The sequence below is a fragment of the Streptococcus australis genome (assembly GCF_003943615.1).
In the GTDB taxonomy this organism is placed as follows: Bacteria; Bacillota; Bacilli; order Lactobacillales; family Streptococcaceae; genus Streptococcus; species Streptococcus australis_C.
Window position 1 is genome coordinate 172,948 of record NZ_RJPZ01000001.1, and the last position, 21,906, is coordinate 194,853.

22 protein-coding genes, 1 pseudogene and 1 other annotated feature are annotated in these 21,906 nt (G+C 43.1%); of the genes and pseudogenes, 4 read left to right on the plus strand and 19 right to left on the minus strand.

What is annotated here, in order from left to right:
* Window positions 1–135 precede the first annotated feature (135 nt).
* The 7 genes from D8785_RS00925 to hemW form a co-directional block, all read right to left on the minus strand.
* Window positions 136–573, minus strand: a complete 438-nt coding sequence (locus tag D8785_RS00925; protein ID WP_125374165.1) for an Imm6 family immunity protein — start codon at window positions 571–573, stop codon at window positions 136–138.
* A 343-nt stretch (window positions 574–916) separates the two neighbouring features.
* Window positions 917–1,876: a CPBP family intramembrane glutamic endopeptidase gene (locus tag D8785_RS00930; RefSeq protein ID WP_125374166.1), complete on the minus strand. Its 960-nt coding sequence runs from the start codon at window positions 1,874–1,876 to the stop codon at window positions 917–919.
* A gap of 12 nt (window positions 1,877–1,888) precedes the next feature.
* Window positions 1,889–2,518, minus strand: a complete 630-nt coding sequence (locus tag D8785_RS00935; protein WP_125374167.1) for a TIGR01906 family membrane protein — start codon at window positions 2,516–2,518, stop codon at window positions 1,889–1,891.
* The gene (locus D8785_RS00940) at window positions 2,511–3,281 is read right to left on the minus strand and encodes a TIGR01457 family HAD-type hydrolase (protein ID WP_125374168.1); all 771 of its coding nucleotides are present in this window, start codon (window positions 3,279–3,281) and stop codon (window positions 2,511–2,513) included. The genes D8785_RS00935 and D8785_RS00940 overlap by 8 nt, the downstream gene beginning before the upstream one ends.
* On the minus strand, window positions 3,271–3,975 hold the full coding sequence (locus D8785_RS00945; RefSeq protein ID WP_185759606.1) for a hypothetical protein: 705 nt from the start codon (window positions 3,973–3,975) through the stop codon (window positions 3,271–3,273). The genes D8785_RS00940 and D8785_RS00945 overlap by 11 nt, the downstream gene beginning before the upstream one ends.
* A gap of 9 nt (window positions 3,976–3,984) precedes the next feature.
* Window positions 3,985–4,716, minus strand: a complete 732-nt coding sequence (locus D8785_RS00950) for an acyl-ACP thioesterase domain-containing protein (protein ID WP_125374169.1) — start codon at window positions 4,714–4,716, stop codon at window positions 3,985–3,987.
* Window positions 4,717–4,719: 3 nt separating this feature from the next.
* Window positions 4,720–5,850: a radical SAM family heme chaperone HemW gene (hemW, locus tag D8785_RS00955; RefSeq protein ID WP_125374170.1), complete on the minus strand. Its 1,131-nt coding sequence runs from the start codon at window positions 5,848–5,850 to the stop codon at window positions 4,720–4,722.
* Window positions 5,851–6,168: 318 nt separating this feature from the next.
* On the opposite strand from hemW, the gene D8785_RS00960 reads away from it, so the two are divergent.
* Window positions 6,169–7,692, plus strand: a complete 1,524-nt coding sequence (locus D8785_RS00960) for an ATP-binding cassette domain-containing protein (RefSeq protein ID WP_125374171.1) — start codon at window positions 6,169–6,171, stop codon at window positions 7,690–7,692.
* A gap of 36 nt (window positions 7,693–7,728) precedes the next feature.
* Here D8785_RS00960 and D8785_RS00965 read toward each other — a convergent pair.
* From D8785_RS00965 to D8785_RS01015, 10 genes and pseudogenes are all read right to left on the minus strand, one after another.
* Window positions 7,729–7,896, minus strand: a pseudogene (locus D8785_RS00965) (pyrroline-5-carboxylate reductase dimerization domain-containing protein); the annotation flags it as partial.
* A gap of 228 nt (window positions 7,897–8,124) precedes the next feature.
* Window positions 8,125–9,015, minus strand: a complete 891-nt coding sequence (locus D8785_RS00975; protein ID WP_023023004.1) for an RluA family pseudouridine synthase — start codon at window positions 9,013–9,015, stop codon at window positions 8,125–8,127.
* Window positions 9,005–9,466 carry a signal peptidase II gene (lspA, locus tag D8785_RS00980; RefSeq protein WP_125374172.1) on the minus strand — a complete coding sequence of 154 codons (462 nt, stop codon included), beginning with the start codon at window positions 9,464–9,466 and terminating at the stop codon, window positions 9,005–9,007. Before lspA ends, D8785_RS00975 begins: the two co-directional genes overlap by 11 nt.
* A gap of 3 nt (window positions 9,467–9,469) precedes the next feature.
* Window positions 9,470–10,372, minus strand: coding sequence for a LysR family transcriptional regulator (locus tag D8785_RS00985; protein WP_125374173.1), 903 nt, complete (start codon window positions 10,370–10,372; stop codon window positions 9,470–9,472).
* 125 nt (window positions 10,373–10,497) lie between these two features.
* Entirely contained in the window at window positions 10,498–10,791 is a 294-nt protein-coding gene (rpmA, locus tag D8785_RS00990; RefSeq protein WP_003002805.1) for a 50S ribosomal protein L27, read from the minus strand.
* A gap of 17 nt (window positions 10,792–10,808) precedes the next feature.
* Window positions 10,809–11,153, minus strand: a complete 345-nt coding sequence (locus D8785_RS00995; RefSeq protein ID WP_009731218.1) for a ribosomal-processing cysteine protease Prp — start codon at window positions 11,151–11,153, stop codon at window positions 10,809–10,811.
* A gap of 15 nt (window positions 11,154–11,168) precedes the next feature.
* Window positions 11,169–11,483: a 50S ribosomal protein L21 gene (gene rplU / locus D8785_RS01000; protein ID WP_003002830.1), complete on the minus strand. Its 315-nt coding sequence runs from the start codon at window positions 11,481–11,483 to the stop codon at window positions 11,169–11,171.
* 34 nt (window positions 11,484–11,517) lie between these two features.
* Window positions 11,518–11,605: a sequence feature (ribosomal protein L21 leader region), on the minus strand.
* A gap of 199 nt (window positions 11,606–11,804) precedes the next feature.
* Entirely contained in the window at window positions 11,805–13,715 is a 1,911-nt protein-coding gene (locus D8785_RS01005; protein ID WP_125374174.1) for a fructose-1,6-bisphosphatase, read from the minus strand.
* Window positions 13,716–13,768: 53 nt separating this feature from the next.
* Window positions 13,769–14,581, minus strand: coding sequence for a pyruvate, water dikinase regulatory protein (locus D8785_RS01010; protein WP_125374175.1), 813 nt, complete (start codon window positions 14,579–14,581; stop codon window positions 13,769–13,771).
* 2 nt (window positions 14,582–14,583) lie between these two features.
* A complete protein-coding gene (locus tag D8785_RS01015) occupies window positions 14,584–15,222 on the minus strand; it encodes a helix-turn-helix transcriptional regulator (protein ID WP_125374176.1) in 639 nt (212 codons plus the stop codon).
* Between the two features lie 241 nt (window positions 15,223–15,463).
* Here D8785_RS01015 and ppdK point away from each other — a divergent pair, with 241 nt between their 5' ends.
* Window positions 15,464–18,085 carry a pyruvate, phosphate dikinase gene (ppdK, locus tag D8785_RS01020; RefSeq protein ID WP_125374177.1) on the plus strand — a complete coding sequence of 874 codons (2,622 nt, stop codon included), beginning with the start codon at window positions 15,464–15,466 and terminating at the stop codon, window positions 18,083–18,085.
* Between the two features lie 127 nt (window positions 18,086–18,212).
* On the opposite strand, the gene thiI is transcribed toward ppdK, so the two are convergent.
* Both thiI and D8785_RS01030 read right to left on the minus strand, forming a co-directional pair.
* Window positions 18,213–19,433, minus strand: a complete 1,221-nt coding sequence (gene thiI / locus D8785_RS01025; RefSeq protein WP_125374178.1) for a tRNA uracil 4-sulfurtransferase ThiI — start codon at window positions 19,431–19,433, stop codon at window positions 18,213–18,215.
* Window positions 19,434–19,454: 21 nt separating this feature from the next.
* On the minus strand, window positions 19,455–20,597 hold the full coding sequence (locus tag D8785_RS01030) for a cysteine desulfurase family protein (protein ID WP_125374179.1): 1,143 nt from the start codon (window positions 20,595–20,597) through the stop codon (window positions 19,455–19,457).
* A gap of 240 nt (window positions 20,598–20,837) precedes the next feature.
* Between D8785_RS01030 and D8785_RS01035 the strand changes: the two genes are divergently transcribed.
* The gene (locus tag D8785_RS01035; RefSeq protein WP_125374180.1) at window positions 20,838–21,401 is read left to right on the plus strand and encodes a hypothetical protein; all 564 of its coding nucleotides are present in this window, start codon (window positions 20,838–20,840) and stop codon (window positions 21,399–21,401) included.
* 102 nt (window positions 21,402–21,503) lie between these two features.
* The gene (locus D8785_RS01040; protein ID WP_125374181.1) at window positions 21,504–21,902 is read left to right on the plus strand and encodes a DUF6556 family protein; all 399 of its coding nucleotides are present in this window, start codon (window positions 21,504–21,506) and stop codon (window positions 21,900–21,902) included.
* Window positions 21,903–21,906 lie beyond the last annotated feature (4 nt).

A 21,906-nucleotide genomic window follows, 5' to 3' on the forward strand; every position in this document is an offset into this window, starting at 1 on the left:
AAATAATGATAGTTTAATTTTAAGGCCACGCATTTATGCTTCTCCTTTCTAACCTAAACGAACTGTTTTCGCTTTCATTGTAGCATAAAACATAATGGAATGTTCAAAATATCATTAAATTATCTTCAAATGTTTTCATTGCAACAATCCTATTCTCTTTAATTCGTTCAAGGCCTCTTTCTTAGATGGTGATTTGCCACGCGCAAGGAAGTCTTTGATATCCTGAACGTGATCATAAAAATTAAAATTGATTTCTTTTAAATTCTCAATAAAAATCTCTAACAAAGAACCGTCGATATTTTCCAAAGGAGACGGTAGTGCTGCCTTATTTTCAAATGAATAAGATTCTTTTGCAGTTGAGCCTATCGCGTAACTGATATTATCCCAGGATGGGATATTCGCTTCATTTTCATCCAATTGCATATAAATGAAAATACCACCATCATCAGTTCCATCATCCAACAGAGCATAGAGCTCTTCTCCACCTCTATCTTTATTCTCCAAAAAGCTCCAACAAGCATCGAAAGCAGAGCGAATCCGAGGTTTATAGTGTGTTGCCAGTTGATTAACGATCGCTTCTAAAAAGTAAGCATCAAATAACGATCAAACATACTTTCTCCTTGTCTTACACTCTCTCTATTATAATGGAGACAGACTATTGTTTTAAGTAAAATAGTTAGATATTTATAAAAAAATGACTTTTTTAGTCAATTAAGAGGATAAAAAACTTTCTGCTGTGAGAAAAGTGCCTGAAACAATTCGAATTTCAGGCACTCGGGAGTTTTGAGACCTTAGGCTCAAAACTAAGTCATGGAACTTCCTTGAAGTTCGCTGACGTCCGTACTCACCTAAGGAAAGTTTTTCAGAAGAATTTATCTTCAATCAAAGAGGGATCGAAAACGATCCCTCTTTGATATTAATAGCCTTTTAAATAAGGAAGTAAGGACATAAGAGTTGTCCCAAGGACCAAGACCCAGAACCAGAAGGAATACAGGCTTCTTTGGAAGACACCGGGTGCTGGTCGGTTTTCTTGAATGTAGTGAAAAATAGCTTTTCTTTTTAAAATCAAGACGATAGTAAAGGCGATGGTTCCACCTAAAAAGACCAGAATTTGAACCCACTCGGCTACATTCATGTTGACATGCGTGCCGAGGTAATGAAGCCCTTGTGAGAGGACCAAGTTGTTAAAGATATGGTAGAAAATAGCCCACCAGATCGAATACTCGAAGGTCAAGTAGCCAAATCCAAAACCAATAATGGTCGCAAAGAACAACTGATCAAAATTGGCATGAAAGAGCCCAAAAGCGATAGCTGTCATAACGATCGCAAAGACTTTTCCATACTTTTCTAATGCTCTCAGTCCAGCGGCCCGGAAAACCAATTCCTCTGTGATAGGACCGATCAGGGTCGCATAGAGCAAGAGACTCCAAGACTGGCTGAGTTGCTCAGACATATCCTCTTGAGGCTTGTAAAAGCCCAGGGTTCCCATCATGTGGTCTAAGAGTTGAGATAAGGCGCTAGAAGCCAACTGGGCGAAGCCCAAAAAGGCAATGAATACTAAGAAAGTCTGCCAGGTCATCTTGCGTCCCTTTTGTCTCACATCTCCTTTAAAGAGGGAGCCTTGCCGATAAAGGGCAAATAGGAAGACACCTATACTGACAGATATCAGGTAGCTAATCCCATTCCCATTGATGAGTTTTTCTACATACTCCTGCTTCTCTGCCATCTCCAAACCATACCGTCCAAACATAAAGAGGGTAATGACAAAGGTCGAAATGATGCTGACAAAGACCATGACCAAGAGATAGAGGCAAACCATCCCTGAAAAGCTTCCCAAATCCTTTTTGGGATCTATAAATCGATTGAACTGTTTCATCCATTCACTCCACTAATCTACTGTTTTTGTTTTCCGGCTCCATCCGTAGCACCATCCAAAAGCCCCCTCATAGAGAACAAAGAAAATCAGAAAGGCATGTAGGAAATAGTCCTCCGGAAGAGCTAATATGATGGGATCCTTGTAGGGATCAAAGAGCCAGGTAGCATCTCCGACAAAGAGGACTTGGTGAAAGAGGGTAAAAAATTGATCAAAGCCAATAAAGAGGGTCACTCCTCCTATGACGATAGGCAAGAGAACCATCCCACCAAATAAAGGACGATAGAGACCTGCGTAACCCTTACACATCACCGTTCGAATAAATCGAATAGCCACTGGCAATAAGATCAGGAACAAGGCCTGGGTCAGGTGAAAGAGGGACTTGACTGCTTGAAAATGATGGAGGCCATCTGGAGAGGATGGGAAATTCGGCATCTCCAGCTTCCAAGTAAAAGGACTGGTCAAATACTGCATGAGGATCTGAAAGTTCTTCTGAATGACTGCTGGTGTCAAACCGGTCCGATTCTGAATCCGTAACCAGCTAATTTCCATGGGATAAATCAACCAGGCTACGAGAATAGTCCCTAAAATCACCGTTGCTAAGAGCCAGAGGACAAAGCCCGTTACTTTTAACCGATCACGCATCGAAATCCCACTCCGCTAAGCTAGATAGGACGTGCGTTGGTGGCAAGGGCAGGTCTGGCACTTCTTCTGGCTTGGTAAAGCCAGTTGTCACCAGCAAAGTAGGAATGCCATTGTCAATTCCTGCTCGGATGTCGGTCAGGTAATTATCTCCCACCATGACCACTTCTCCGCGCTCTAGTCCCAGGTGAGCGATGGCCTTGTCCATAATAACGGCATTGGGCTTACCGATAAAGGTCGGCTTCACGCGCGTTGCCGCTTCGATAAGAGCATTTAGAGCACCCGCTCCTGGCATCATTCCCCGCTCTGTCGGGATATTGAGGTCAGGATTAGTCCCGATAAAATGGGCTCCCTTTTGAATGGCCAAGGTAGCGATAGAGAATTTCTCATAGTCCACTTCCCAGTCGAGACCAACCACGACATAGGCTGGATTGACAGTATCTTCTATGAAGCCTGCTTCAGCAATAGCCTGTTTCAAGCCCACATCTCCAATGACATAGGCAGTTTTCCCAAGATTCATATCCACCATATAATCAATGGTTGCTAGCGTCGCAGTATAGATGGTATCCAGCGGCGTTTCGATGTTGAACTGGCCAGCCAGCATCTCTTGGACCATTTCCGGCGTCCGGGTGGTATTGTTGGTCACAAAGAGGTAGGGGATCTGACGCTCTTGCAGTTGGTGGACAAAGGCTTCCCCAGCTGGGATCCGCTCTTTCCCTTTGTAGATGGTTCCGTCTAAATCAATTAAATAACCCTTATAAGTCATGAGATTCTTGGTCTCCTTTTTCACTTACTTCCTCTGCTTCTTTCTCCTGAACTTGAAACTGGCCACCTGCTCCATACAGAAGCAAGCAAGCCCCGTATAAGGCAAATTGAAGGACCAGACCGAAGAAATTGATACTTGCTTTTCCAGCCTGAGTAAAGAGGAAGGATGAAATCATCAAGATGACGATGGTCACCATTAAGCCACCAATCTTAGCCTGATCAATGGTAATGGTATAGACGCCAGTTTCTTTTTCCTCATTAGTCTCTTTGCCAGCCTGAATAGGCTTCATGGTCTCAATGAAATCTGTCATTAAAGTCGCTGCGAGGCTGACAGTCGTACTGAAGAGAACACCTTGAGAGAGCTTATTAAAGAAGTTACTCCAAAAGCTACCTGATTGGCTAGTGATACTCAAAGAAAAGACGACGACAGGCAGGATAAAGGCCAAAATCAAATGAATCCAAACACGATACCAGCGTACATCTTCCTTGAGAAAACGAAGAAAGTCTTCAAAACTCAATCGGTAGCGTACAAAACGAATCGCTTCCTCAATAAAGATATAAAAGGCTGCGACTAAGGTTAAGAAACCATCTCCCAATACATAGAGAGGATTTTTCTTACGACGAGCATAGGCAACAACCCGTCGTTGAACCTCCATCAAGTCTTCTTTTTTCTGTTTTAATCTTCTTTTTTCCATAATGTTTCCTTAATCTATTTCTTCCCAAGTGATGAGGGCTTGGGCGTGTACTTGGCCTTCTGATGAGATGACATGATTGCTGATCATCCCTTCTCGCTCAACGCTAGAGGTAATCATGCCCCCAGGCAGGACCTCCTTAACATACTTGAGGTGGACCCGTTTAGGGATATGCTGGGTGAGGAATTCTGCTCCCATCACTTCGAAGACCCAGTCTAGGTACTTGCTGTTGTTCACATGGCCGTTCATGTCTAAATCATAGAAACGTACATGGTAGTTCTGCTCCATAGCCCCATTCAGTTCTGGATAGCGTGGACCACGGCGGATCTTCTTCTCAAACGGTGACTCATATGGATCGGTAATTTCCTCCGGTACGGATTGGACCTTACGACTATCCCGATCCATCAAGACAAAGGTGGCCACCATCTCTACGATAGCTTCCCCATTCTGGTCTCTGACCACAAAGGAACGGTAGCAAAAGAGACGATTGTGGGCCAGGGCCTTGGTCTCGATAGTGATTTTTTCATCAAAGACTGGTAGGCGATGGACCGTGATGTCGTAGTCTGTGATGATCCAGACTAGATTGTACTGTTCGAGCAGGTCCCTGTCACTAATACCAATCTCCATCGACTGCATGCCTGAGACTTGCAAAGACAAGAGGATGAGCTGTGGCATCTTGATAAAGCCATTTACATCGCTCATATCAAAAGGAACTTTCATGTCATACTGATAAATTTTAGCCATCATTTACTCCAATATAAATTTCTCTGCTACGGTATCACCAAGGAACAAGCCTCTCTTGGTCATCCGAACTTGCTTGTCATCAGGAACCAAGAGTCCCTGTTCCGTTAGACTGGCCACAACTTGTCCATAGCGTTGGTCAAAGGAGATACCAAATTTTTCTTCAAAACGTGCCTTGGACACACCTGTCTTTTTCCGTAGACCGAGGAACAACTCCTCTTCCATCTTCTCTTCCAGTGTCAGGTGTTCCTCTGTGATCCGAGCCTTACCTGCCTCAACAGCCTCTAAGTAATGCCGGATTGGTCCATGATTCTTGTAGCGAATTCCATCGACATAGCCAGAAGCACCAGCTCCCAGGCCATAGTATTCTGCATTATCCCAATAGACCAGATTGTGGCGACTTTCAAAGCCAGGCTTGGAGAAATTGGAAATCTCATAGTGTTCAAAGCCTGCTTTTTCTAGCTCCTCAATGATGTACTCGAACATCTCTGCTTCCAGTTCCTCTTTAGGTAGAGGAAGCTTGCCCCGTCGCATGCGGTTCATAAAGACCGTATGGTTTTCTAAAATCAAACTATAGAGACTCATGTGGGGGATGTCCAAGTCGATCGCCTTGGCGACATTTTCCTTGACCTGGTCCATGGTCTGACCAGGGAGAGCATAGATCAAATCAATCGAAATATTGTCAAATCCTTCCTGCTTGAGGTGGCGGATATTATCATAGATATCCTGCTCCTGGTGGCTCCGTCCGATCTTTTTCAACATCTTGTTATCAAAGGTTTGGACACCCAGAGAGACCCGATTGACCTGAGACTCCTTGAGAACTGCGATCTTATCCGGATCTAAATCTCCAGGATTGGCCTCAATGGTAAACTCTTCTACCTCCGATAGGTCCATGACCTTGGGCAATTCTGTCAAGAGATAAGACAGTTGCTGAGCAGATAGGGCTGTTGGTGTCCCTCCACCGATATAGAGAGTCCGAAGTTTGCCAATCTCATACGATCGAGTCTCCTGGATCAAGTGTTCCAGATAGGCATCAACCGGCTGATTCTTGATAAAAACCTTAGAAAAGTCACAATAATAACAAATCTGGGTACAAAATGGAATATGCACATAGGCAGAGGACGGTTTAGCTTGCATAACCTTTATTATACCATATTTCCAACCAAAGCCCGAGCAGAAAAGAAAGGGGAAAGCATGGATTTCCTTGACAAGAAGGAATGAAAGGAATAGAATAAAGCTAATCACATTCGGAGGTAAGGAGATATGAACAACTAAGTTTCGTTAAATAAGATACTTTATTTAGTGGACTGCTTGTTCTATCTCTTTTTGTGTACCCTCTCGCCTATTCTCCAACCTTTTGTTGGGTAAATTAGCTCTTTTTCTGCTTGGGTTCCACTTGAATACAGCTCTACTAAATAGGTAGAGCTGTTTTTCGTCCCAGTAGAAAGGAATCTTATGCTAAAACTATCCCACCTCACTATCCGCCATACAAAAGATTTACGCGATCTAGTACGTAATCTGTCCCTAACCATACATGAAGGAGAAAAAGTTGCCATTATTGGCGAAGAAGGGAATGGAAAATCTTCCTTACTTCAGGTCCTCATGTCCCCAAAATCTCTACCAGATTATCTGACCATAGAAGGAGAAATCACCACTTCCTTTCACTCCTACGCCTATATTCCCCAGACTTTACCGGAAGCATTGAAGGGAAAAACTTTGGAAGAATATTTTTTTGGAGAGGACGAGCTAGACTATGCCAGCCTCTACAGACTGGCTGATCAATTGCATTTTAATAGCGACCGCTTTGCAAGCGATCAAACCATCGGAAGTCTATCTGGAGGAGAAGCCCTCAAAGTCCAACTTCTTCACGAACTTTGTCGTCCTCATGAATTGCTATTTTTAGATGAACCCTCAAACGATCTAGATTTAGAAACCCTGGACTGGCTCCAGCAGATGATCCAAACGAGCCCCCAAACCATTCTATTTATTTCCCATCATGAGGATTTTTTGACTCAGACGGCGGATACTATCATACACTTAAGACAGATCAAACACCGCAAGGAGGCTGAAACCATCGTGGAGCACCTAGGCTATCAAGACTACAGTAGCCAGAGGGAACAACAATTTAAGCAACAGTCTCAGCAAGCTGCCAATGATCAACGAGCCTACAAAAAAACAATGGAGAAGCACCGTCGCGTCCGCCAACAAGTCGAAACCTCCTTACGAAATACCAAAGATAGCACTGCTGGACGTCTCCTAGCAAAGAAAATGAAGTCTCTCCTCTCACAGGAAAAGCGCTATGAGCGAGAATTCCAATCCATGACTTCCCAACCCTATGATGAGGAAATCATTAATCTGCATTTCCCTTCCCTTACTCCCTTGTCTCCTCAAAAACGTGTCCTTCTCTTAGATCAGGAAGAGCTCGCAATTGGTGATCGTGTCCTAGTCAAGAACCTCTCCCTCACTCTTCATGGGCAGGATAAGATAGGGATTATCGGTTCCAACGGTGTTGGAAAATCCACTTTCCTAAAAATGATCTGGGAGATTTTACAGAAGAATGAGAGTATCCGCACTGCCTATATGCCTCAAGATTACACTGAACTCCTCCCTCTAACTCAGACACCGGTTCAATTTCTACAGCATTCAGGCGATCGCGAAGAAATCAACACCATTCAATTGCATTTAGCCTCCCTCAACTTTACTTATTCTGAAATGCACCATCCTATCTCTGAACTTTCTGGTGGCCAGCAAGGAAAACTCTTCCTCCTTCAATTAGTACTCACAAGTCCCCAATTTCTGCTTTTGGACGAGCCTACTCGTAATTTTTCCCCCACTTCCCAACCAGAAATTCGACGCCTATTCGCAGACTACCCAGGAGGATTGGTTACAGTCTCCCACGATCAGACCTTCCTCAAAGAAGTCTGCCAAAAAATCTATCGTCTGACTGAAAATGGTTTAGTAGAGATAGAATCGCTCTAACGTAAAAAAGATTGGCAAAAACCAATCTTTTTTTCTCTAGTTTTTCGTTGCCTCTTGTCCGATTTCTTGGGTGCGTTTGTAGGCTGCTTCGACTCCTGCAATAATGTCACCCCGTAAACCGACTTGTTCTAAACGGTTGACTCCTGCGATGGTAGAGCCTCCTGGACTACAAACCGCATCCCTTAGGCAGGCTGGGTGATGGCCTTGACCTTGCTCCGAGATAAGCTCCCATCTTGATTGGTTAGGGAAGAGGTCCCCACTTTAAACACAATTCTCTTATTCTTCATATCCTTCATTCTCCAGAGTATTCGATTGTAACATTATACCATGAAAGCCTAAAAAAATACTAAGAGCTGACCAAGTGAAGGCTCTTTGCCCACAAAAAAACGAGTTTGAACCACAAGAGTTAAACTCGTTTTTATGATGATAGGCTTATCCTTGACGAAGCTTCTCTAAGGTTTCTTGGAAAATTTCCGGTACCTCGACTGAAAACTCCATGACTTCTCCCGTCCGTGGATGGGTAAAGCCCAGGGTCTTAGCATGGAGGAACTGGCCATGGCCTTTCAAAGTCTTGCGAGGTCCATAAACCTCATCACCAGCGACCGGATGACCAATGTAGGCCATATGAACCCGGATCTGGTGGGTCCGTCCTGTTTCCAATTGTAGCTCGACCAAGCTATAATCCCCGAAGCGTTCCAAGACATGGAAACGGGTCAGGGCTGGTTTCCCTTTAGCTGTCACAGCTTGCTTCTTGCGATCCTTGTCACTCCGCCCAATCGGCGCCTCAATGACACCCCGATCATTAGGTAAATTACCATGGACAATGGCCCAATACTTGCGCAGGGATTTCTTAGCCTTAAGCTCGTCTGCCAGTGCTACATGGGCTGCATCGTTCTTAGCCACCATGAGGAGGCCAGAGGTGTCCTTGTCAATCCGATGGACGATACCCGGACGAAGTTCGCCATTGATCCCTGACAAGTCTTTGATGTGATACATGAGGGCATTGACCAGAGTTCCACTGGTGTGACCGGCACTAGGATGGACCACCATGCCCTGGGGTTTATTGACCACTGCGACATCAGCATCCTGATAGACGATCTCCAAAGGAATATCTTCTGCCTCATAGGTCACTTCTTCAACTTGAGGGACTTCATAGCTGATAACATCCCCTTCTTTTACGGTATACTTAGCCTTTTTGACTTGACCGTTGACAAGAATCTTTCCTTCCTTGATTTGCTCATTGGCCAAGCCACGTGAGAGTTCAGTCAACTCTGAGACGGCCTTATCCAGTCGCGCTCCAGCGACTTCCACTCTAACTTCCATGGCTCTCCTCTCTTAAAATATGGATCAGTAACAATCCCACACCGACGGTTAAATAGATATCTGCTACATTAAAAATGGCAAAATTCATAAAATCCAGGTGAAACATATCGACGACAAAGCCCTGACGAACCCGGTCAATAAAGTTGCCGATTCCCCCTGAAATAATCAGGGTCAACCCCAACAAGAGCCAGAGGGAACCTTTGATGTGACGATAAAGGTAGACAAAGGCTGCCCCCATCGCTATGATGGTAATGATGGTAAAGAACCACTGTTGGTTTTCTAGCATGGAAAAGGCGGCACCTGAGTTCTTGAGATAGGTCAGGCTGACAACTTTGGGAATGAATGAACGCATGCCCCCCAGTGGGATTTCCTTGACCACATACCACTTAACTGCTTGGTCCAAGGCAATCAGGAGGAGGATACTGATAAAAATACTTACTTTTCTCTTCATGTCCTACCTCTTCTCATCAAAGTAGGCTTCCATAACTTGGACAAACTTCTCGGCCACTGGTGAGAGATCCACCTCTTCCCGTTTGACATAGACCATTTTATTATCCAAATCATCGATCAAGGGGATAACAGTAATGCCATTCACCGACTGGCTATCCAAGAAGCCAGAACCAGTCGCATAGGCATCGGTCCGCTCTAGGATCCCATTCAGGGTCGCTCGGTCTGTCACATTGAAGAGCTGCGAGCTACCACTGGTATCGACGAAGTTCTCCGAATAGTAGAGATACTCATCCTTTTCCTGGGTAAAGCGAACGGTCGGTAAGTGTGCCAAATCCTCCATGACCAGAAATTCTTTCTTAGCTAATGGATGACCCTTGCGCAAATAAATATGAGTCTGGAAAGGAATGAGGTCAATGACTTCTAAGCCCAATTTATCCACCCGTTGCATGATCCCTTTGGTATTTTGCTTGTTGAGGTAGATAATCCCCAGTTCACTATGCCCCTGAGCTACTTCATCCAGGATCTGAACCGTGGTCGACTCAAAGATCCGAAAGTCTTTGTTCTCAGGATAAAGGACAGAGAATTGGGTAATCAAAGGGGGAAGGAAATCATAGTGCTGACTCGAGATCGAAAATTCCTTCTTTTCTTCCTCAGGATTAGCATACTGGTTTTGAAAAACGTCAAATCCCTTGACCAATTCTTGGGCTTTTTCATAAAATTCCATTCCCCGGCGGGTCAAGAAAGTCCCTGAACTAGTCCGACGAAAAATCTTAAAGCCCAGTTCCTTTTCCAAGTCTCTCACAGAGATCGATAGACTTGGCTGACTGACGTACATTTTTTCAGCTGCTTCACGAAAAGTACCACTATTGGCAATCGCGACAACATAGCGTAATTGTTGAATATTCATGTCTTCTTCCTTCTAACAATATCACTCCATTATACCATAATCTAGAGGATGAAAAAAGATGGGGACATCAATCGAAAGGGAGCATAAAAAAACTCTCTGATTGATAGAGAGTTTTTGAATACAAATTATTTAGCGATTGGGTAAACAGAAACTTGTTTCTTATCGCGACCTTTGCGTTCGAAGCGTACTACGCCTTCAACTTTTGCGAACAAAGTATCGTCTCCACCACGTCCAACGTTCACACCTGGGTAGATGTGTGTACCGCGTTGACGGTAAAGGATAGATCCACCTGTTACAGTTTGTCCATCAGCTGCTTTAGCTCCAAGACGTTTTGCTTGTGAATCACGTCCGTTTGATGTAGAACCTCCACCTTTTTTGTGGGCGAAAAGTTGCAAGTTAGCAAGATTCAATTTCAACATAATTGTTTTCCTCCATGTTAGTTTTCTGTGATAACTCTTGTTTGGATGAACTCCGATGAGTTCTCCGATAAGTTTGCCATCCCTAAGAAAAATGATTCAAAGAATAGTTGGGTCATTTCTCTTTGATGAGGTGGAATGTCTGTCGGGATTGTAACCCGCATGAAGCCACCCTCTTCTTCGTTTAATTCTAGTTCCGGTTCATAGCCTGCAAATTTCTCAACAGAGTTGACAAAGTTAATGGCAAGCGTAGAAACCGATGCACACACGACATCAAAGCCGTATTCGCCACTTCCAGCGTGCCCAGTGATTTCTGCACTCCTCAGCTCGCCATCTTCGGCTCGTTCAAAGACTGCTTGTATCATGTGTTCTCCTAAAAATTAAGCGTTGATTGCGTTGATGACAACTTTTGTATAAGGTTGACGGTGACCTTGTTTACGGTGGCTACCTTTTTTAGGTTTGTACTTGTAAGTAACAACTTTCTTTTGTTTTCCTTGTTTTTCAACAGTTCCAACAACAGTAGCTCCTGAAACAAGTGGAGTTCCGACAACAGTGTTTTCACCACCAACAAGAACAACTTCGTTAAATGTAACTTCTTGACCAGCTTCAACGTTCAATTTTTCAACGTAGATTGCTTGACCAACTTCAACTTTAACTTGTTTTCCGCCAGTTTTAATGATTGCGTATGTGCTCATTATGCACCTCCTATGTATTTTTGGGTTTCCCCATATTTTTGTGAAGACTCGCCTAGCATCGTGGGGCGAACCACTTAAGCTCATCAGGATGAGCAACGATGATCGAGCGGTTGCACAGGCATGTGCATAGTCAACTCTCTTAGTATATCACTTCTATCAACCAAAGACAAGCATTTTTGCGCTTTGAAAACGAATTTTCTTTTAAAAATTTCTTTTAAGTGTTTAAAAGAATTAAATAGTTACTAAAGCTCTTGTTTATCTTTATAAAAAAGCTATTTAGGATTCTTTTTCTTCTTTTGTTTGCTCCTTTAGTGAAAGATATCAAGCATCATAAAATTCATGGAGCAATTGGATCAATTCTTGCTGTTGTTCTAGTAAGTTCTGACCGATGGTGGTTGATTGGATGAGGGTACGGTCCTCCAGGTCTTCAATCACCTTCTTCAAAGACGTTTGCTCAAATGGCGAATCTACAACCTTTTGAATATCTTGGAAGGGCTGATGGGTGACCAGTTGAAAGCCATAGGAATTATTAAGGAGTGAATAACCTGCTGTACCTGTCTTCTTTTGATAAGCTTCGCAAAGCCCCCCATCAATGACAAAGAGCAGTCCTTCACCTCGAATGGGTGATTCCCCTTTTCCTGTCTTAACCGGTGTATGGCCATTCACAATACGAGATAAGTTGGTTTCAAGACCAAATTCCTCTAAAAGTAATTGGCAAATCTTTTTTGAATTTCGATAGCTAAAATACTCATTTTCTACTTCCTTATGCGTTTCTGGCTCCTCAATAAAATACCGTTCAAAGGTCGTCATCTTATTCTTCCCAAAGAGGGGAGACAATGGCCCTCGCCAGCAATACCATACTAAATCTGTTGAAAGGTCATCCCCAACCTCTTTGTTTTTTGCTGCAAGGCGAATATGGTATTCGAAAAAATCTAGTAATTCTTTCCCCACATACTGAGCTTGATGAAGCACTAGAGGTTGAAATTCCCCAGAAGGTTTCAAGGGTATACAACCATGAAACAGCAAGTGGTGATTGTAAATCTTATACATGGATCCCTTTTTCATTAAGAGCTCCATATGTTTGGCCATTTTGGGAGATCCTTGGAAGGAAGCCAACATGCTATCCACTATTTGTTTTTCCTCTATGCTTAATTCTGAAGGATTTGCCCGATCTATGGTCTGGAAGCAGGTGTTTTGCAAGGAATAGCTCTTCCCTTCAATGGTGATAGAGTTCTTCCAATAATCAATTTTATCCAGCAAGATTTGATTGTCCATCTGAAATTCTGGCCGTCTCTTCATCAATTGAGTTTCTACCTTAAATTGGAGAATAGCCAGCGCTTGATGGACCTTTTCCAGTTGCAATATTTCTTCAGCTGTAAATTCCTCCGCCCTTGTCCCTAGGATGGGCCTAAACTTAGGATTGGCTTTGTAGGTTTTATCCGCAAATAAGGTTAAAGAACGAATGTTTAAGCCGTAAGCTTTTTCGATATCCCATAAGTAACCGTATCGTGCTGCAATGCGCAATACATTCAATAAACATGCCTCGGACCCAAAGTAAGCCCCCATCCAAATGATATCGTGATTGCCCCATTGAATGTCTAAAGAATGAAAATCAAGGAGCTCATCCATTACCTGGGCACTTCCAACCCCTCTATCAAAAATATCTCCTACCACATGCAGGTGATCAATCAATAAGCGACGAATACTGCTGGCAATTCCCAAGATAAAGGGATCCGCTTCTCTTAGTTCAATAACATAACTTAAGATAGTATGGAAATAAGAATGTTTATCAGCTAGTGTAAGATCACTATAGATCAGTTCTTCTATGATATAGGCATATTCCTGAGGCAAGGCCTTTCTGAGTTTGGAACGGCTATATTTAGCCGCTACAAAACTCAATAGAGTTAAGAGCTGAGAAATCGTTGATTTATACCACTCTTTCTCCTTATTCACTTGTTCCAAAACCCTTTCTGGATAAGATACCAGAGCTGACAGTGTATTCTTTTCCTCTTGTGTCAATGAAGCTCCAAAGCAGTCATTGATTTTTTCATTTAAAATTCCAGCACAACTCCTCAAAATATAATCAAAAGCTGCAAATTCTCCATGAATATCACTAATGTAAAGCTCTGTCCCTTTTGGTAGGTTTAAAATGGCCTCAAGATTAGTAAGTTCAGTAATGACTTTTTGACGAGAATCAAATTTCTCTAGTAAAATACGCTTATATTGCTCCATATCAACTCTCCAAGGATTCTCTATTTACAACCTCATCTACGCTGATTCAAGAATCAGTTCATCTTCTTCAATTCCTCTTCAATTAGGAAAGCTGTCTCTTCAATCGATTTATCTGTCATATTGATGATTTGAGCGCCAAATTGTTTAAAGACCTTCTTGGAATAATCCAATTCTTGATAAATTTTTTCTAAATTCGTATAACTTGTTTCTTGCGTTAATCCTAAAGAATCCAAGCGATGGCTTCGAACTTTCATTAATTTTTCAGGCTCACAGATCAGACCAATCAAGCGACGAGAATCAACCTTATCTAAGACCTGAGGTAAAGGAACTTCTGGGATCAAAGGCAGATTTGCAACCTTGTAGCCCTTATTGGCCAGGTAAATACTCAGGGGAGTTTTTGAGGTACGGGAAACACCAAGCAGGACCAAATCGGCTTCTAAAAACCCCTGAGGTACCTTACCGTCATCATATTTAACAGCGAATTCAATTGCTGAAATTTTCTTAAAATAATCACTGTCTAAGCGGTGCAAGGTTCCTGGAACTTCTATTGGTCTGGTACCAGTCTTTTCTTCAATAATTTCAAAAAATGGATGCATGAGATCCAAATAAGCCAAAGCATTTTTTTGGCTAAATTCTCTGGCTACTGATGCTAACTGACTATTGACCAAGGTGCTGATGACAAGTGCATTATCCTTCAAGGCATCATATAAGATATCCAAGAGTTCCTCTTCTTGATTGATAAAAGGGAACCGATAACTATTATTAAAAATGATATCCGGATACTGTGCGGTAACTGCTGCCAATAATTTTTGGGAAGTCCCACCCAAAGAATCTGAAATACTATATACAATGATCTCTTTTTTCATATTTATTCCTCTTCACTCTTCAGTTCAGCATTTCTTGCTTGTAGAATAATGTAATCGAGCAAGGCTGATTTGGTCACCGTTCCAACAACTTTTCGGTCATTGTCCTCATCGACTACCGGTAAGGAATCGATGGCATGATCTTGCAGGAGAGCAGCCGCTTCTAAGATGTTCATGTCTTTAGTACAGGTAATGATATGTGGCATTCGAGTCATACAAACTGCTACAGGGGTCGTCTGGATACTCGAATTGAGAGATGCCCTCAATAGATCTTTACGGGACATAATTCCTAGCAAGAGCTTGTCTTCATCGATAACATAGAGGACATCGGCATCATACATAAAAAGGGTAATAATCGCATCTTGAATATAGGAATCATGGGTGACTAAAACAGGAGAGGTCATGATCTCTGCCACTTCTTTTTGAAAAGTATCAAAAAAGAAAAGCGTTTCGAGATCTAATCCAGAGTAAGTATAACCAATTTTTGGTGTAGCTTTCAAAATACCAACCAAGGTTAGAAAGGACAAATCTGGACGCAGGGTCGCCCTTGAAATATCCAATAACTCAGAAATCTTCTCTCCACTTAAGGGCTGATGCAATTTTACAATTTCAACTATTTTCTTTTGACGTTCACTTAATTTCAAAATTTCCTAGCCTTTCTATTTCTATCTTCATGATGATTATATCAGACACACCCAAAACAATATGCGTATCATATCAATCTTTTGTTTTAAAATAATCATCATTTTTACTGAATATTATAGCAGAATAATTCGAATAGTCAACATAAAAAGAGGTATGTTTTATTTGACAAATATATGTGATGTATATTAGAATGATTTTGTCTTAAATGTGACACATATTTAATTTTATTTGGAGGCTTATATGACAAAATGGATTTACTCCTTCGAAGAAGGGAGCGCGAAGGCCAATGATCTCCTAGGTGGAAAAGGTGCTAATTTAGCTGAGATGAGCCATTTGGGACTTCCAGTTCCTCCTGGATTTACCATCACTACTAAAAGTTGTATCCACTACCTAGATCATCCTGACTTCTTTGATTCCTCTTTAAAAGAGGAAGTTTTAAAAGCGGTTGCCCAATTGGAAGAAAAAACGGGTAAGTCCTTTAGAGGAGAAGATCCTCACTTACTCTTAGTCTCTGTCCGGAGCGGAGCTAAATTTTCTATGCCTGGGATGATGGATACCATTCTCAATCTTGGTCTCAATGATCAACGGACTCAATTACTGGCCAAAGAAACCAATCTTGATTTCGCCTACAACTGCTATCGTCGTCTACTCCAGATGTTTGCTGACGTGGTCTATGGCATCGATAAGGGACTTTTTGATGACCAACTAGCTACATTTGAACAAAAACAGAATAAAAAGGTCCATGATTTTGACCTGGCCCAGCAACAAGAATTGATCCAGCGCTATAAAGATCTCTACGCCAAACACAAGAAGCAATTTCCTGAGAATCCTAATGAGCAACTCTTTGCTGCCATCCAAGCAGTCTTTAAATCCTGGAATAACAACCGGGCTAGAATTTACCGGGAGCTTCATCAGATCCCTCATGATTTAGGAACAGCTGTCAATGTTCAAGCCATGGTCTTCGGAAATAGTGATCAAACCAGCGGAACAGGGGTCTGCTTCACTAGAAATCCTGCAACTGGTGAGGCGGAACTTTTTGGTGAATTTTTGCTGAATGCTCAAGGGGAAGATGTCGTCGCTGGTATCCGTACGCCTGAGCCGATTGCAGCCTTAAAAGAGATCCAACCAGAAACCTATCAGGCTTTCAGAGACTACGCCAAGATCCTTGAAAACCACTATAAGGATATGCAGGATATTGAATTTACCATTGAGAAAGGCAAGCTCTACATCCTACAAACCCGAAATGGAAAACGGACAGCCAAGGCTTCGTTAAAGATTGCCCTAGATATGGTAGACCAAGGTCTGATTAGCAAGGAAGAAGCTCTCCTCAGAGTCTCTCCTGCTTCCATCAGTCAACTGATTCATCCAGTCTTTGAGGAAACTGCTTTAGAGAAAGCACCTTTCTTAGCTCAGGGCCTACCAGCCAGCCCAGGTGCAGCTACTGGCCAAATTGTCTTTACTGCTGACCGAGCTAAAGAAATCCATCAAGAAGGGAAAAAAGTCATCCTTGTTCGACAAGAAACTTCTCCAGAAGACATTGAAGGGATGATTGTCAGTCAAGCCATTGTCACCAGCCAAGGGGGAATGACTTCTCACGCTGCTGTTGTAGCTCGCGGGATGGGAACTTGCTGTGTCGCTGGTTGTGGAGAGTTGATCATTAGCGAGGAGAACAAAACCCTTTCCTGTGGCAGTCTAGTCCTAAGGGAGGGAGATCTGATCTCCGTCGACGGCTATTCTGGCCGCATTTTTCGTGGCGAACTTCCAACTGTTCTAGTAGAAAATAACCAAGACCTCCAACGCTTGCTTGCTTGGGCAGATGAAGTCGCCATCCTTCAAGTTCGAGCCAATGCAGAAACTGTCAAAGACTTGACAACAGCAATGAACTTTGGGGCCAAAGGCGTCGGCCTAGCCCGCACGGAACACATGTTCTTTGGACAAGAACGGATTCTCGAAATGCGTCGCCTCATCTTAGCGGATTCCGAAGAAGAAACAAAAGAAGCACTCAATAGGCTCCTAGACTTCCAAGAAAAAGATTTCTTCCAAATGTTCCAAACCGTCCAAGATAAACCAATGATTGTCCGCCTGCTCGATCCACCCATGCATGAATTCCTACCTAGGGATTCCCAAGAAATTGCATTATTAGCAAGCAAACTAAAAAAATCTCCTGAAAAACTTGCCGACCGCATCGAAGGTCTCCAGGAAAGTAATCCGATGTTGGGACACCGGGGTTGCCGTCTCGGCATAACTAAGCCGGAAATCTACAAGATGCAGACGGAAGCTATTTTTAGAAGTGCCATCAAATTGCATCAGCAAGGTCAAACGATCAAGCCGGAAATCATGGTTCCTTTAATTGCTGATCAAAAAGAATTCGAATGCATCAAAGAGTATCTCGTTCAACATATTAGACATCTTTTCGAGCAGTATGGTCAGGAGCCATTCCCTTATGAAATTGGTACTATGATTGAACTGCCCCGCGCCTGCCTAACTGCTGATAAACTAGCTCAAGAGGCTGATTTCTTCAGCTTTGGCACCAATGACTTAACCCAGATGACCTATGGCTTCTCTCGGGATGATATTGGGAAATTCATTGGCCACTACAAGGATAAGGATATTCTTTCTTTCGACCCTTTCCAAAAAATTGATAAGGATGGAGTCGGTGAATTAATGAGAATTGCTATCAGCAAGGCTCGTCAGGTAAAACCAAACCTCGCCATCGGTATCTGTGGAGAAGTTGGCGGAGATCCTTCTTCAATTTCCTTCTTCCAAGACATTCAAGTAACTTACGTTTCCTGCTCTCCTTACCGAGTTCCTGCTGCTAGACTAGCCGTCGCTCAAGTAGCACTCCAAGAAGATCAGAATTAAGTCCCCCTTACATTCGAAAAGCACCCTTAAAGCTAGACTAGTGCATCTACCTTCAAGGGTGCTATTTTCTTTATCAAATTCTTGTCAGTGGTCAGAGCTCTTAGTGAGAACCGATCACCGTCATCTTTTACAACAAATCCTCAATCAGCTCATCGACTTCATCCGCTTCAGCTTGAGGTGTGATCTCTGTAATCGTGATTCCAGCAACTGCTCGTTCGACCAAAGCTTCCACGTCCATGCGCTCCTCATATTGCTCCGCATTTTTGAGTTTTGGATTGGTCTTTGGACGGTCCGGCGCAAAGATGGTACAGCAATCTTCGAAAGGCTGGATAGATATTTCAAAGGTATCGATGGCTTGGGCGATATCGATAATTTCCAACTTATCCATGGTCACCACTGGACGGATAACTGGTGTATTGGTCACGGCGTTGATGGCCTGCATACTCTCTAGCGTTTGACTAGCTACCTGACCGAGGCTTTCCCCATTGATGATGACCAGGCCCCCACGGATTTGACGGATGCGATCTGTAATCCGCATCATAAAGCGACGGGTCAAGGTCATAAGGTAAGCTTCAGGTGCCTTAGCTTTAATCTCTTCTTGGATTTCTGTAAAAGGCACTTCGATAAACTGGATATTGCCTCCAAACTTGGTCAATTTACGAGTTAAATCGTGGGCTTTTTTAAGAGCACCTGGGCTGGTATATGGCGGGCTAGCAAAGTGGACCGCTTCAATGTCCACACCTCGCTTCAAGGCTAGGTAACCAGCTACTGGAGAGTCAATCCCACCAGACAGCATGAGCATCCCTTTTCCAGAAGTCCCAACCGGCAGACCACCCGCTCCCTTAATGGTTTCATAAGAGATATAAGCTGCTTCTTCCCGGATTTCCACTTGGAGGTTAATATCCGGTTTTTTCATCTGGGCTTGGATACTTGGAATCGCTTCAAAAACAGCCCCACCCAAGGTTTGGTTGAGCTCTCGGCTATCCAACTCAAAAGAATGGTCACTCCGTCTGCTGGAAATCTTGAAGGTCATCCCTTCCTGGTAAATCTCCTGCATGATTTCTTGAACGGCTGAAATTAAGGCTGGGACAGATTTTTCAATCTTGTAGACTGGTGAAAAGTTTTGAATCCCGAAGACCTGTTTGAGGGATTCAGCCACTGGTTCGTAATCCGTCCCATTTAGATAAGCATGAGCCCGGTCCCGATCGGCTGTCACTTTGACAGCTGGATAAATGGACAAGACATCTGAAATATTATTTCGCAATTTGTTAATGAAGCGCATCCGGTTCTTTCCTTTAGTAGAAAGCTCACCATAGCGGATCATAATTTCTGAATAAGTTAATGGCATAGTTATTTCCTTTTCTTTTCCTTAACGCACCTTTCGCGTCTTTTCATAGATCAGCTTGAACTTGGTCAAAAATTGCTCGACCTGATTCATATCATTTTCGAGATCGAGACTGAGACGGACAGCTGTTTGTGCCAGAGCCTTATCGACTCCCATAGCGATCAAGGTTCCAGCAGGTTTTCCAGCCTTGGAAGAGCAGGCAGAGGTGGTCGAAATATAAATCTCATACTCTTCAAAGGCGTGGACGATGACTTCTCCTCGCACTCCTTTGATGCCGAAGGTCAAGATATGAGGCGCAAACCCTTCATCTCCTGAGAAGATAGTTACATCTGGATAATGAGCTAATTCTTCACGAATGACTTCTTTCAACTGATGGCATTTACGTTCAAATTCCTCTTGACGCTCCATCGCCAAGCGCAAGGCCTTGGCTGTCGCCGCAATCCCAGCTAAGTTCTCAGTCGTCGAACGAAGGTCCTTTTCTTGTCCTCCACCAGTTAAGAGAGGGCTAATCTTTTTTCCTTCTTTGAGGTAGAGAAAGCCTACCCCACGAAGTCCATGGAACTTATGACTGGAGAAGGTCGCTAGATCCACCCGTTCTGGTAGGTAGAGAGAGGTGGCAATCTTAGCTAGCGCCTGAACCCCATCGACGTGGAAGGTGATGGTTGGACGATCCGCCAATAGGTCTGCAATGGCTTGAATAGGCTGGATAGACCCGACTTCGTTATTAACTGCCATGATCGAAACGAGAGTCGTATCTGGGCGCAAGAGTTTTTCCAGCTCTTCCACTTGGACAAAGCCACGCGCATCAACAGGAGCAAGATCCACCTCAAATCCTTGACCTTGTAGCCAGAGAGCTGATTCCTTCACAGCTGGGTGCTCAATAGCTGAGACAATCATGTGCTTCCCGTAAGGAGCTTTTTCAAAAGCAACTCCCTTGATAGCCCAGTTGTCCCCTTCTGTCCCACCCGAGGTGAAAAAGATTTCTTCTACTTTCTTTCCTAGGAGGGAAGCAATCTGCTTGCGAGATGCCTCCAAGATCCGAGTCGCCTGACTACCCAAGTTGTGCAAGCTAGATGGATTTCCCCATATTTTGCTTGCGACTTCCGTGTAGGTAGCCAAGGCCTCTGGATAAGGTTTGGTTGTTGCTGAATTATCAAAGTAAATCATCTTCCACTCTCTCCTAGTCAATTTTCAATCATCTTATTGTAACATTTATAGGTTGGAGGGACAAGGATTTGGCCAGCTTCATTTTGTTCCTAGTTTCAGACAGAAAACTTGTAAATTTCTCAAAATAGCTTATGATGAAGAAGGAGTGTTTTGTAAAACGCTTACAAAACTAAGTTCTTGCTTTTAAAACAGTTGTTCAACCACTAAACTGGTCCCGAAAGATGATAAAAGGAGACAAACATGAAACGACCGATCTATCTTTCTATTGCCCTAGCTGGAAGTCTTGCTCTTGGAGGACTGCTCTCTGTCCTACCACCACTTCCATTTGCCCTCCCTTCTGCCCAACTAGCCTGTCACGGTAAAGGACAGTGTGATCTACAACAGCCCTTGGATAAACCGCCATACTTTAAGGAAGATGAAGGTAGCCTCCGTGAAATGACCCTTACCCAAGCAATCCCAGGCGAAACTGATAGCCACATCGAATTCAAATGCTTGGTCGAATACAATGGATGGTTCCGTCGCATCATCCGCGTGAAAGATGTAAGAGTAATTTCAAAGACCAAGGAATTCAAAGGAAGGATCGACTACTCTATCCCGGATCCAAACAAGATAGAGATTCAGGCAAATGGTCAGTTTATCACTCCTAATGATGCCTCTAGTTTTAGTAACCATCAAATCACCAGCCAGCCTAGTCAACCAAGCCAAGCGATTTCACTCTCTGAAAAAGGAGAGGCAAACTTTGTATCATCCTCTGAAGCAAACGAGACCCAAAGTGTCCAATTTGAAAGCAATTTGAAATTTTAAAAACCTCTTTCATTTCTTTTTAGACATTTTCATAAAAATAACGTATAATGACTAAAGTGTTCACATTAAAGAACCAAAAATGAAATGAAGAGGAAATAGATTATGTCACAATACTCACGAAAAGAAAAACATCAAGACAGCAACAAACCATCTAGAAGCGAAAAAGTGAAACAGAGCCTTTCTTTATTCCAGATGATTGTCGCAACGATTGCTAGTCTTCTCGGGATTATCGTTACTTCATTTACCATTTACAGTATCATGAAACCAACGACTAAGACAGAGGAGAAAAAAGATAGCTCTACTAGCGTTGTTGTTGTCCATGAAAAGGATGGATCTGCTACTGATTCAAGTGCTACGGGGACGGATACCAGTGCTAGCAGTAGCCAAGCATCCGATGCAAGCTCTGAACAAAGTGATTCATCACAGGTAGAAACCAGTGCCAGTGAAGCTCCTGCAGAAACAACACCTTCTGCTACTGATACCGAATCATCTGCCAATTAATAAA